Below are 13,149 nucleotides of genomic sequence, written 5' to 3'. Positions count from 1 at the left end.
TTGGCAAATCTCCAGATACTTTTTGAATGTCGTTGTTTATTGAAGTTTTGACTATCACACCTGGGCGCGCCGGAAAGACGCTTCGCATGCCCAGGCAAATCCGCTTTAATCTCTACACTTCGAGACGAATGTCGCGGCGCAGAACGCGGGTGAGGACTAGGTAATACACGATGCCTACGCCGAACCAGCTCACACCCAGCTCCCAGGTGGCTGCGCCCATCGAATAGAGGACATAACCGAGAATGCAGAAGCCAGCTACAGGGGAGACCAGGTGTTTGAACAGGGACCGGGAGTGTTTGCGGCCGACGTAGTGGACAACCACAGTAATGTGCAGGATCATGAAGCCAGTCAACGCACCAAAGTTCACGAAGTTCGTCAGCGTGTCGAGGTGATCAAGAAACCCGAGCGAGATTGCCAGCGAGATAACAGCGATCAGGATCAGCGCGACATTCGGTGTCTTATGCTTCGGATGGATGGACGCCAAAATCGCAGGCATCTTGCGGTCACGAGCCATCGAATACAGAAGGCGGGCGATTGCAGCCTGGGAGACGATCGAGCACGAGAGGCCGAACGTGATGGCGGTGGCCAGGGACGTCAGCATCGCAAGCGGCTTTCCGCCAGCCAGTTCTGCGATTTCATAGAACGCCGTATCAGCTGACTTGAACTTCATGCCGTTTGCGAGGTCACCGGCAATCCAGGTTTGCAATACGAAAAGCGCGCCGGCCAGCAAAAGTGCTGCGATAGTCGCATTACCAACGGTCTTCTTGCTATCACCCTTTACCTCTTCGGCAAGCGTGGAGATTGCGTCAAAGCCGAGAAATGAGAGTGCGCAAACCGAGACTGCAGAGAAGACGAGTTCGCTTTTAAAGACTTCAGGCTGGAAGAGCGGCTTAAGCGTGAGATGTCCAGCTCCTACGCCGTGATAGAGTGCCCAGAGGCCGACGAAGGAGAAGATGACCAACACAATCATCTGCGCATACATGAAAAACTTGTTGACTGCAGCGGTAGCTTGAACGCCGAAGTAGTTCGTGATTGTGCCAATCCCCAGAAACACGACAATCCATACCCATCGGGGAATCATCTCGAACATCTGCGAAAGAGCAGCTGCCGCGACGACATAGGTGAGAGCTGGAATCAGGAGGTAGTCGAGGATGAGCATCCAACCCGCGATAAAGCCCGCGGTTTCGCCGATACCGCGCTGAGCATAGGCGTAAGCCGAGCCGGCGATCGGGAAATCTTCGGAGAGTACTTTGTAACTCAGTGCGGTGAAGAACATGGCGACCATCCCGATGATGTACGCGAGCGGAACCATCCCGCCCGACGCATCGGAGACATAGCCGTAGATCGCAAAGGGCGCAATTGGGATCATGAAGACGATCCCGTAGATGACCAGGTCAGCGAAGGTAAGGCTTCGCTGAAGTTCCTGCTTGTAGCCGAAAGAATCTGTAGACATGATGCGTTCCTTCAAGGAAGGTGAGTCGAATTACGACGGTGCTGGATCGTGCTCAGAGTGGTGCGATGGCAAATACCCGTGCGGGGAAGCCGGTAGCCCCCGCGACTTTCGGGAATGCGACGACGACAACCCCGCCGGCCTCAGGCACATCGCTCAAGTTGGCAAGCAGTTCGACCTGGTACCGGTCCTTAGATAGGACGAGAGTCTCGAGAGAAAAGTCCGAGCGGGAGGTTGCTGCGCCAGGGTCTGTATCGAGAGTTTCATGACCGCAAGCCGTCGCGTCCCGACTGTCAAACAGGTAGTCGATGACCTCGCGACTCCATCCTGGTGTATGCGAGACACCGTCCGCGTCGAGGTTCATCATGCTAACGTGGTCGGGCCAGCGTTTCGACCAATCGGTTCGCAGAGCAACAAAGGCTCCGCGCGGGATCGCGCCATTGCGGAGCTCCCAATCCTTGACGTCATCCATTGAGACCGTGTAATCGGGGTTCGCAGCGACTTTAGCGTGGATGTCGATAACGACTAGCGGCAGGAACTGCTCACGAACCGCCAACTGATCCAGAGACCTCAAATCGCCGTGGAAATGCGAGGGCGGATCGACGTGCGTGCCCCATTGTCCGACATGGGTAAAGACATGTGCCTGAAAGCCGTGCTCCTCCAGATTGAAAAGCGTACTGCGGCTCATTTTGGTGAACTTGGACCAGAGCGGGGTCGATTCATCTGCCGTGTGGCTCAAGTCGACCCAGCGGCCAGTCTTCAGGATTTCGTGAAGCGTCCAAAACGGATTGGTACCGAGTGACGCGAGAATTTCGGTGGCGGTGGTGGATCCCATCTTTGTCTCCAAGACTTCAGGTATTGAATGGCTGTTTCGACGATGTCTTTGCCAGTCTGATAATAGGACTACTAACTACGGCTACTTTAACGCTACATCTGATCGTGCTAGGGGTCGGAAGTCATCGCGCGCTGGGATGTGGTCTGAAGCCGAAAATGCTTCTACAAACGAACGTTTTGAACTGACGTCGCTTTGTTGGTCACCGTCGAGGGGAAGCAGCGACTCTTTGCTTACAGCATTCGAAGATTTATTGCCGCCCGAGCAGTGGAATTGAACTTAGAGGATGGCGACGAAGCGCGTCAATGTGCCAAAAGGCATTTTTTGAAAACGACGTCCAGGATGGCTGAAACGTCAAAATGACGACCGTTTTAAATAAATCGGAAGTTAGGGAAGACCATTATTTCCCTATATTTGGTAAAAGGAAAACGTAAGATAAACCTTTCAGTTCATACGTTGCGGTTTTAAGTAGTATGTAATCGACACGGCGGTGAGCAGGCGCTTGACAGCTTTCGTTGGCTGTGTTGCGATTCGCCAGGGTGGTGGATTCCCGCGCCACATAGGAACAGGCATCATGAGGCAAACCGAAGACTGGATTCGATATGCTGACTTCTACCGGAAGTCGCCGTACTCAATATTTCCACAAGAACACCGTGACTCTCCGGGTCGTTTGAACTTTCACATGATCACCGTCGAACAGGGGGATCATGAGTTTGTTGATCCTAGCGTTCCAGAGACAGTAGTTGCGTTGCCGCTCTCGGCTTCACCCAACAACACTTGGGCGTGGGACATGGGATATGGCTGGCGCAATGACGCAGCGGCCCCGGGTCGGATGCTTGTTCTTCCGGCAGACAACACCAGCCGATGGAGAGTTACAGGCTCGCGCCGATTGCTCCTCCTGACCATCCCGTCGTCAACGGTTCGTCGGATCCTCGGTCCCGCCGCACCCGACCAGCTTACTGAAACGTTCCTTCCTCTTTCGCAATCGACCTGGGAAGACTCATTTATGCCGCCTTTGATGACGCGGCTGTGGGAGGGGACTGCTAGAGGTCACGCCACTGATCGGCTTTTGGTTGACGGCGCGTTGACCACACTGGTTGCACACCTTTTGCAACTGGCTGGAGCTCTTGATCGTCCGATGAAGTACATTTCGCTTCCTAACTGGCGGCTGAAACGTATCTTCGAGTATGTCGAAGCACACTTGCATCAGGAGATTGATATTGCTGCTTTGGCGGAAGTCGCGGGCCTTAGCGTAAGACACTTTGCGCGCGCGTTCAGGGAGGAAGTCGGTGAAACGCCGCATCGCTGGCTGATGGCGCAGCGCACGGAACGGGCGATGACCTTACTGAGAGCAGATCAGTTACCGCTTGCGGAAATCGCAACTGCTTGTGGATTTTCAAGCCAAAGCCACTTCTCGAAGGTGTTCAGGCAGGTCACCGGGGATACGCCGACGCGCTGGTCGCACGTAATGAAAGGGAACTGACGACGCGCCGTGACTCGTGCCTTTGCGTTTTTCTGACGGAATTCACCCACCGAACGGCGCGCGCCGAGCGCTACGCCCATTGTCTTCCCGACTTCATTTGGCCTTACGGACCGAGTAGGCACGGCTGAGCCGGCTTCGTGCCCGCGTCTCGCGTGATCCTGCCCACTACCAGTGCAGGCCGACCGGGCGAGTTCCGGAGTGAAAAATTTGCATGTAATGATGAGGCGGCCTTGATCGTACTGAAAATAGTCGCCGCTGTCGCGAGCATTGAGTTGCGCGGCATCCCGTGCTGTATCTGCGTCGCTCGATAGAGGCCGAGATTAGGGTTAGTATCTACCGACGGCTTAGATGCAACTTTTGCATCTATAGATAAATTTAAATCTCTTTTTCCCATGATGGAGCGCCCGTAAGATTTCTTCGCGAGGTGGCGAAGTCCTCCTGCAAGCGAAAGTGCAACGCAGCGCGCGGGAACGCGGCGCTAATGGCGGAACGGATAGGAGAGAGAGTGAACGCAATCAGTGCAAATGCCCAAACCTACGATTATGTGATCGTCGGCGGCGGGTCAGCCGGATCAATCCTGGCGGCTCGGCTCGCAGAGGATCCGCAGGTCAGGGTTTGCGTGCTCGAGGCCGGACGAAGTGATCTGCGGCCGTACGTTCGAATTCCTTCAGGTTTCGTCAAGACGTTGACACAACCGGAAATTACTTGGCAATTCAAAACGGAGCCGTCGGAAGGCAGCGGCGGCCGGAAGATCTCCACCACGCAAGGGCGCGTCATCGGCGGGTCAAGTTCGATTAACGGCATGATGATCGTACGCGGCCAGCCCGAAGACTTTGACCACTGGGAATCGCTGGGCAACCGGGGGTGGGGCTACAACGACGTATTGCGCTACTTCAACCGATTCGAGCGCTATACCGGCAATGGGACGAATGGTACAACTCGCGGTCGGTCGGGGCCGATTCCCGTGACGCCCATGGATTGGTTTCATCCTATCTCGGAAACGTTCATAGAGGCGGCCGTTGCGGCCGGTCACAAGCGCAACCCGGATTACAACTCGGGTGATCAGGAAGGCGTCGGCTATTTCCAGCGCACGATCGAGAACGGCTACCGTGTGAGCGCAGCCGTAGCATTCCTGGCGCCGGCACTGAAGCGCGGCAACGTTGAACTGCTTTCGGGCGTGCGTGCAAAGCGCATCCTGTTCGAAGGTAAGCGTGCTGTCGGCGTCGCGTTCATTCGGCGTCAGGGTGAGGAAGAAACAGTCGTAAAGGCACGCCGCGAGGTGATCATATCGGCGGGCACGGCAAACACGGCGCGCCTGCTGCAGATCTCAGGAGTGGGGCCGGCTGCGCTACTGTCGGAGCTGGGCGTTCCCATCGTTCATGACCTGCCGGGCGTTGGCGCAAACTTGAGCGACCACTATTCTGCGCGATTAGTCATGCGCGCCCGGCCGGGTACCACGACCCTGAACGAAATGGCGCGCGGGATACGATTGGGCTGGCAAGTGATGCGCTGGCTGGCGAAGAAGCCCAGCGTGCTGACCTTGACGCCTTCCCAGGCTCATCTCTTTTGTAAGTCAGCGGCGAACGTAGAGACGCCCGATTTGCAGTGTGTATTCGTTCCCGGTAGCTATAAGGAAGGCAAACACTATGTACTGGACGATTACCCCGGGGTCACTGGCGGATGGTGGCAGCACCGCCCCTTGAGCCGTGGCTACGTGCACGCTCGATCGACCAATGTATTTGAGGACCCGGTCATTCAACCCAACTATCTTCAGCACACTGTGGATCAGGAGGTGATGGTCGCGGGGATGAAGATCATTCGCGGACTCCTTCATTCTTCAACGCTCTCGAAATATCTCGTCGAAGAAACTGTCCCGGGAATTAACGTAAGCACCGACGAGCAGATGTTGGAGTTCTGCAAGCACAACGGATCGACAGGCTATCACCTGGTCGGAACTGCCCGTATGGGCCCGAAATCCGATCCGATGGCAGTCGTCGACGATACGCTGTGCGTACATGGGCTTGAACACCTCCGCGTAATCGACGCTTCGATCATGCCGTCGATTACATCTGGGAACACCTACGCTGCAACGTTGATGATAGCGGAGAAGGGCGCGGACCTGATTCTAGGCGTGCGTTCATAGGGCAAGCAACCCTTCCTCAATTTGAAAGATCGCCGCGATGATCCTGGCACCCATTCGAGGCACATTTCACGGGCTCAGCGAACATCGCCGCGACGAAATAGAGCAACTGCGGTCGTTGATGGAACGATGACTGGCTAGCAGTTCTGCCGCGTGCGGAGAGATTCGCTACGCAAACCAGGCTTCTCAGTCGACAGAGCTCGGTGAGCTCATTCACACGCCAACCGGCGATGAAATTTGGCGGACGCGCGATAAGGCTGCACGCGCTGTGCACTCTTCGGCCGAGCGCGCTCGCCCATCTGCAAAATAATTATCCGGAGACGGCATATGAAAAGTGAGCATGGCGCGTTGCACCGCGGCCTCGGAAATCGACATATTCAATTAATGTCCATTGGCGGGGCAATTGGAACAGGGCTATTCATGGGGGCAGGAAAGACGATCAGTGTATCTGGGACGTCAATCTTGCTCACGTACATGGTTATTGGCTTCTTCCTTTTCTTTACAATGCGGGCGATGGGAGAGATTCTGCTCTCCAACCTGCAGTTCAAATCCTTTTCTGACTTTTGCAGCCATTACATCGGGCCGTGGGCCGGGTATTTTATCGGTTGGTCATACTGGATGACTTGGGTTGTCGTAGCCATTGCAGACTGTACGGTGATCGGCGGCTATCTGCGCTTCTGGTTTCCGGATCTACCGTTGTGGCTTCCAGCACTGGTCGTACTCGCTACGCTTCTTACCCTAAACCTAGTGGCTGTCCAACTGTTCGGCGAACTTGAGTTCTGGTTTGCCCTCATCAAGGTGCTTGCTATCACTGCGCTAATCGTGGCGGGTGTTGTGATGGTCGGGAGCGGCTATGTTGCTCCTACCGGCGTTCGTGCGTCGCTGACCCACGTCGTTGATCCAGGAGTTGTCTTTCCATTCGGTGCGTCGGGTTTTTTCGCAGGTTTTCAGATCGCTATTTTCTCCTTCGGTGGTATCGAGCTAATTGGCACTACTGCAGCCGAAACGCGTGATCCCGGCCGCACGCTTCCACGTGCGATCAATGCTGTTCCCCTCCGAGTGATATTTTTCTACGTACTTTCGCTGGCGTGCATTATCTCTGTATCCTCGTGGCCGGCGATCGCCGCAAACAAAAGCCCGTTTGTGCAGCTGTTCTTACTGGCAGGATTCCCGGCGGCAGCGGGAGTCATCAACCTAGTCGTCATCTCGTCGGCTATGTCTGCTGCGAACAGTGGTGTCTTCGCCACCAGTCGGATGCTTTTCGGACTAGCAGCCGGCCAGCACGGGTCAAAATACTTTATGAAACTCTCGCGCTCGTCGGTTCCGGTTCGTGGGCTACTCTTTTCTTGCGCCTGCATGCTTGCCGGATTATCCGTGATTCATTTCATGCCTGAGGTTATGGGCGCTTTTACGGTCTTAACGACAGTTTCCGCAATTCTCTACATCTTTGTATGGGGCATGATTCTGGTTGCCTATCTGCGTTATCGGAGCCGAGATCCACAACTCCACCGTGAGTCCGCCTTCAAGATGCCGGGTGGTCGTTTGATGGCTTGGGCTTGTCTCGGCTTCTTTGCGTTCATGATCTATCTTCTCGCGCTTGAGCCCGATACCGCGGAGGCACTTAGTGTAATGCCCGCGTGGTTCGGTGGGTTGGCCGTCATGTATCGCTGGCGGAAGGTGAAAAAGAGTCGACCGCAGACGATCAAGGTGCTCAACTAATATATGGCCCGCAACGAAAGAGATCTTCACTGCAAGATCTCGCTTTCGTGATCACGAGTATTCTTAAAAAAGAGGGGCGAAGCGATGGGTAATCGCGACGCCCCTAAACTCTCGTGGACCGCAGAGAGGAGACAACTGCTGAAGGACGAAAAAGGGTTCGTGAAACTACGAGATGATTGTCGACTGCATGCGACGCATCTCCGTTCTTCTTCGTTTGGATCGTTGAATTAGTGTTGGGATAGATAGTCGCTCTTCCGGAGAAGCATGGAAGTTGCGTTCGGCACGCTGATGTGCCGCGACCAATTCAACGAGCGGGGCCGTCTGAAGTTGATTATCGTAGACCGCGAGCAGTCGAGCGGTAGGCTCCTCCGCATGTGCTCCCAAACTGTAGTGAGCGTCAAGCTTCGCGGACGTTGCAAGCTCACTCAACATGAGATCCACTTCAGAATATATCAACACATTCTCGTCACCGTAGCCGGCGTCGAACAGAAAAAACGATGCAAACATCGTGCGAACGATTGTTCCCAGATGGAATGCGGCGCCATGCTCGGTCCGCAATGTACTGAGGCAAAGGTGATTGCGAAGCGATAAATCAATAAGGGCAGCAGTGGAAAGCGTGCCATGCCCCCTTTGCGGGATGCTTCGAACGCGTAATGCCATGTCGAGGTGAAAGGAAAAGTTGCGTGATGACAGAGGCTCAATTTACGACACGTTATGTCTATCGCCCATTTGATCGTGTTCCGAACTCTTGTGCCGCCCGCTGCCGCCAGGACACGCACGCCTCCTACAGGAATCGCAGGTCCTGGCTGTCGACGGACACCGGGACACGAGGGGCCAACGCGCACATAAGTTCATAGCCGATCGTGCCGGCGGACGAAGCTACGTCGTCAATCTTCACTCGTTCACCCCAAAGCTCGACTTTAGAACCGATGGTCGCGGACGGACACGGGGTGAGGTCGATGGTTAGCATATCCATCGATACTCTGCCAACTGTGCGTGTCAATATTCCGTCCACAGCGATGGGTGTACCGGTTGGCGCGTGTCGAGGATATCCGTCGGCATATCCGCACGCGACGACACCGATGCGCATTTCACGGTCGGCCGTGAATGTTCGTGCATAGCCAACCGTATCATTGGCTTGCATTGTCTGAATACCGATAATTTCACTGGACAATGTCATGGAGGCGCGCAACGGAACCTCCGCGATGTCACACGCACGGCCTGAGGGTGATCCGCCATAAAGAACGATCCCAGGCCTGACCCACTCGCGATGTGCTCGCTTGTGCCACAGCACACCGGCGGAGTTTGACAGACTACGATCGCCTGGGATGTCTTTCGTTGCCGCGTCGAAGCGATCCATCTGCCAGTCGACTTCGCCCTCGTCGGCGTTCGCAAAGTGACTCATCAGCGTGATAGCACCGACTCCGTCGGATGTGCGCGCGCGCTGCCACGCTCTGCCAAATTCTTGGGGTGTGTATCCGAGGCGATTCATGCCTGAGTTCATCTTCAGGTTAATGTCGATGCAACGGGCTGGATTGGCTGCCGCGATGAGTTCAAGTTGCTCGTCGCAGTGTACTGCCACAGTCAAGCCAAATACTTCAGCCGTCTTTACATCATTCTGCTTGAAAATACCCTCCAAGAGGAGAATCGGCTTCTCCCAGCCCAGTTCGCGAACGCGTACTGCTTCGTCGAGATCGAGAAGTGCGATGCCATCTGCTGCATCAAGGGCTGGATAGATGCGTTCGATGCCGTGTCCATAGGCATTCGCCTTGACGACCGCCCAGACACGCGATCCGGATGCTTTCTGCCGGGCAATCTGGAGATTATGTCTGACAGCTTCAGGGTGTATATATGCGGTGATCGGGCGCGGCATAACTTCCTCATTTGCGGGACGCAACCTGCAATGAGAATTGCGTTCCGTTGTACTTCGGTCGAGATGTGAATGTGTTGCTCTGCCGGCATTCGGTGATTCGCGATGTCGACAACGGCGCTCAGCTGAACTGGAAGCCGGCGGGGACCGGCTTTTCGTCCATGTACCGGAAGACATTCAGGTCGTCGTAACGGATTGTCGGTTTGTTGCCGGAGATCAGGTCCGCAAGTAGTTGCGCAGAACCACAGGACATTGTCCATCCGAGTGTCCCATGTCCGGTGTTGAGGTAAAGATTCGGCAGCGCAGTATTGCCGACGATCGGGGTGCCGTCTGGGGTCATGGGTCGGAGGCCCGTCCAGAACGAGGCGTTTGCCGTGTCGCCACCGCCTGGGAATAGGTCGTTTACGCACATCTCGAGTGTGTCGCGACGTGCTTCGCGCAGACGCTTGTCAAACCCGACGATCTCTGCCATTCCTCCGACGCGGATGCGGTCGTCAAAACGCGTGATCGCGATTTTGTACGTCTCGTCCAGTACCGTTGAGACAGGCGCGCACGCTTTGTCGAGGATGGGTGCGGTGATTGAATATCCCTTGAGCGGATAGACGGGTATCTTGACGATGCCGGAGAGAAAGTTCGTGGAATAGGAGCCGAACGCAACGACATATGCATCGGCGTGTACGAGTTTCGCCCCGTGCCGCACGCCCATGACCTTGCCACCCTCGACCACAAGTCCGTCTACCTGCGTGTTGTATCGGAAACTGACACCTTCCGCTTCCGCCAGGCTTGCGAGACGAGTTGTAAACAGCTGGCAGTCACCTGTCTCGTCGCCGGGAAGACGCAATCCACCTGTCAGCTTGTGTGAGGTCGCGGCGAGCGCAGGCTCGGCGCGTGCTACTTCCGATCCCGTCAGCAGTTCGTATGGCACATTGGCTTCCTTCAGCACCGCGATATCTTTGGCTGCGCCATCGAGTTGCTGCTGCGTGCGGAATAGCTGGGTCAACCCACCTGTACGTCCTTCGTACTGAATGCCGGTGCTTGCCCGCAATGCTTTCAGGCAGTCGCGACTATATTCAGCGAGCCGCACCATTCGGTTCTTGTTGATCGCATATCGTTCCGCATTGCAGTTCTGCAGCATCTGCCACATCCACTGAAGCTGGAACTGCTTGTTGTCGTCGTCAGGGCGGATCGCCAGCGGGGCGTGCTTCTGAAACATCCACTTCATCGCTTTCAGTGGAATACCGGGTGCAGCCCATGGCGCCGCATAGCCCGGAGAAATCTGACCGGCATTAGCAAAGCTGGTCTCAAGAGCGGGCCCTTTCTCGCGATCTATAACGACGACTTCATGCCCGGCGCGCGCGAGATAGTACGCACTCGTTACCCCAACGACGCCGCTCCCAAGTACGACTACTCGCATATCGACTCACTCCACCGTCAAATTACTATAAGGATTGTTAATTACTGCAAGAATCAAGCTATCTGGTTGATGCTGCTATCGTATCGTCAACTGCGCAGTTTTAAACAACGAAATTGGAGATTTATTTAGTTGAATGTCCTGATAGACTGCGCGAAGTGCGAGTGAGAGAAGTGTGTTCGCATTGGTTGGTCGCGACTACGGGAAGCTGGTAGACGCGTTGCGAATGTGGCCAGTAATGAAGCGACTGCTGTACTCCCGGAAGCGAATAGAATAGACGCCTCAGTTTGCGTATTAGGCTAGGCCGCTCTCCAGTGTGAGAAGCCAGAAAGCCGCATCGCTTCAGCACGGTTCCGTGCGACGACTTCACTTGGACTCAACTACATGTTGCCGGATTTGGTCTCCCTCTCCCTGTTTCTTCGAACGATTGACAGCGGCAGCCTTTCCAAGGCGGCGGAGCAATCGCACATCGCTTTATCCGCTGCAAGCAGACGCATTGCATTGTTAGAGCAGCAGTTTTCCGTCAAATTGCTTGTGCGCACACCTCGCGGAACCGAACCAACGCCGGCCGGAGAGGCACTCGCGTTTCATGCTCGCCTGATGCTGCGGGAAGCCGATCGCCTGAAGACCGACCTGTCGGACTATGCAAAGGGGCTACGCGGCATTGTGCGCATTCACGCCAATACGTCAGCACTAAGTCAATATCTTCCATACGGACTTGCTTCATTCGCGAAGAAGTGTCCCGAGATCAAGGTGGAAGTTCAGGAGCGACTAAGTATTGAGATCATGCGTGACCTCCACGAAGGGGCGGTCGACGTGGGGGTTGCGTTTCCGGGACGACACGCAGTCGACGGGCTACGATGCTATCCATACAAGGTCGATCGGCTTGTGGCGGTCTTTCCTGGGTCACGCGATACAAAAGCAAAGGATCTGCGTCTGGCGGATCTTCTTGACGACGATCTTGTCGTCCTGGAAAGCAACACGGCCATGCTGACTCTACTCGAGGAAGCTGCAACGATTGAAGGTAAAGCACTGCGGTTACGTGTCCAGGTCAAAAGCTTTGAGGCCATTTGCAGGATGATCGAAGCCGGGATGGGGGTCGGCATACTTCCTCAGATCGCGGCCCAAACTTTTGGGCAGGGATTGAACCTAACCTTGATCCCCCTTTCGGACGACTGGGCTGTGCGGCAAATGTTCGTCTGCGTCAAGGATGAGCCGCTGTCACTATCAGTCCAACGCCTGGTTGACCACCTCCTGATTGACGAATCAGATCCTTCGGTTGCTGCACCCGGGCGTTAGAGCGATCCTGTCCAGTCATCGCTCCTACCACGCCGACATCAGCGCATAAACGGAAGCTGCTGCGCGATCGTCTTCAGCCTCGGCGGCAGGAGAACGCGTAGCAATCTTGTGTGGCCAGATGGGCATTTCTGAGCTTTCAGCCGTCGGCGCTCCTGTGTGAAGATGGACAACACGGTCGAAGGTTGTGGAGCGACTTGAAAGCATGAGTGCTGTTGTCCTGCCTGCGAGCACGCGTGTCGCTTGCCAACAGCCTGGGCGGATACAAGTTCCCAGGCCGACTGGAATCTCATATGCCCTAAGGGAGCGCATATCCGGAAGTCGGGACGTCAACGGAGCGGCGACGATTTGAATCAGTGGGGCTGTCAGGGGCACCACAACTTCTTGCGTAAGCAGACGTGTCTCCAGCGTTCGAACGAATGGGTTATCGTCGCCGATGCGGGTCCACAGGATTTCCACTTCGTTTGGCGTCCCCGTTTCGAACAGATGGGCGTGCCAGCGCTTCAAAGCACTACTTTCAAAGTACGGTACATCGCTTTGTTCTCCGGGGGGCTCTCCCAGTACCCATCCATAGGGTAAAAATGCATCGGATGTTAAGCGTTCGATGGTGAGTAAGGGGACGGTCATTGGATCTAGTCGAAAGGCGAGGGTTACACGTACAACCTGAAGAGGGGCGGGAGATGGGGATCGTTGCGTAAGCGATATCGCGCGGACCCTCTTGCGCGGTTGTGGAACATTCTATCTGGCTATCTGGCGTCGGAGATACGAAGTTCGGCAATCCGGCTTCGCGTCTTTAGAAGCTTGAGGGCCGCCATTCTTTACTGGACGCTGGGTTTCGGCGGCGTGGCGAGCACAACGAACCGGGTGGTCGGCGGAAGCAAGTAATGAAAAAGGGCACACGCAGCGGGTATGAAAGCCGCGTGTGCCAACCACCCCATGCGGGCAGGA

The 13,149-nt window shown here is 55.5% G+C and carries 9 protein-coding genes; 4 read left to right on the top strand and 5 right to left on the bottom strand.

Features of this window, described 5'->3' with window-relative positions:
- Nucleotides 1-112: 112 nt before the first annotated feature.
- Both GCT13_RS26970 and GCT13_RS26965 read right to left on the bottom strand, forming a co-directional pair.
- Nucleotides 113-1,453: an APC family permease gene (locus GCT13_RS26970; protein ID WP_087739519.1), complete on the bottom strand. Its 1,341-nt coding sequence runs from the start codon at nt 1,451-1,453 to the stop codon at nt 113-115.
- A 52-nt stretch (nt 1,454-1,505) separates the two neighbouring features.
- Nucleotides 1,506-2,285 (bottom strand): cyclase family protein, encoded by a 780-nt coding sequence (locus GCT13_RS26965; protein WP_087739520.1) that lies wholly within the window; start codon nt 2,283-2,285, stop codon nt 1,506-1,508.
- Nucleotides 2,286-2,964: 679 nt separating this feature from the next.
- On the opposite strand from GCT13_RS26965, the gene GCT13_RS26960 reads away from it, so the two are divergent.
- The 3 genes from GCT13_RS26960 (at nt 2,965) to GCT13_RS26950 (ending at nt 7,624) form a co-directional block, all read left to right on the top strand.
- A complete protein-coding gene (locus tag GCT13_RS26960) occupies nt 2,965-3,765 on the top strand; it encodes an AraC family transcriptional regulator (protein ID WP_160111833.1) in 801 nt (266 codons plus the stop codon).
- A 505-nt stretch (nt 3,766-4,270) separates the two neighbouring features.
- Nucleotides 4,271-5,908 (top strand): GMC family oxidoreductase, encoded by a 1,638-nt coding sequence (locus GCT13_RS26955; RefSeq protein ID WP_087739563.1) that lies wholly within the window; start codon nt 4,271-4,273, stop codon nt 5,906-5,908.
- A 324-nt stretch (nt 5,909-6,232) separates the two neighbouring features.
- On the top strand, nt 6,233-7,624 hold the full coding sequence (locus GCT13_RS26950) for an amino acid permease (protein ID WP_087739522.1): 1,392 nt from the start codon (nt 6,233-6,235) through the stop codon (nt 7,622-7,624).
- Between the two features lie 165 nt (nt 7,625-7,789).
- Here the strand turns inward: GCT13_RS26950 and GCT13_RS26945 are convergent, their stop codons facing one another.
- The 3 genes from GCT13_RS26945 to GCT13_RS26935 form a co-directional block, all read right to left on the bottom strand.
- Complete coding sequence (locus tag GCT13_RS26945) at nt 7,790-8,284, bottom strand: hypothetical protein (RefSeq protein ID WP_143811150.1); 495 nt, start codon at nt 8,282-8,284, stop codon at nt 7,790-7,792.
- 124 nt (nt 8,285-8,408) lie between these two features.
- Complete coding sequence (gene alr / locus GCT13_RS26940) at nt 8,409-9,497, bottom strand: alanine racemase (RefSeq protein WP_087739524.1); 1,089 nt, start codon at nt 9,495-9,497, stop codon at nt 8,409-8,411.
- A 118-nt stretch (nt 9,498-9,615) separates the two neighbouring features.
- The gene (locus tag GCT13_RS26935) at nt 9,616-10,908 is read right to left on the bottom strand and encodes a D-amino acid dehydrogenase (protein WP_087739525.1); all 1,293 of its coding nucleotides are present in this window, start codon (nt 10,906-10,908) and stop codon (nt 9,616-9,618) included.
- Nucleotides 10,909-11,289: 381 nt separating this feature from the next.
- Here GCT13_RS26935 and GCT13_RS26930 point away from each other — a divergent pair, with 381 nt between their 5' ends.
- Nucleotides 11,290-12,204 (top strand): LysR family transcriptional regulator, encoded by a 915-nt coding sequence (locus GCT13_RS26930; protein WP_087739526.1) that lies wholly within the window; start codon nt 11,290-11,292, stop codon nt 12,202-12,204.
- The last annotated feature ends 945 nt before the right edge of the window (nt 12,205-13,149 follow it).

Source organism: Paraburkholderia franconis (assembly GCF_009362735.1).
Lineage (GTDB): Bacteria > Pseudomonadota > Gammaproteobacteria > Burkholderiales > Burkholderiaceae > Paraburkholderia > Paraburkholderia franconis.
The sequence above is the reverse complement of the archived record's forward strand: the minus strand, read 5'-3'. Positions and strand labels throughout refer to the sequence as shown.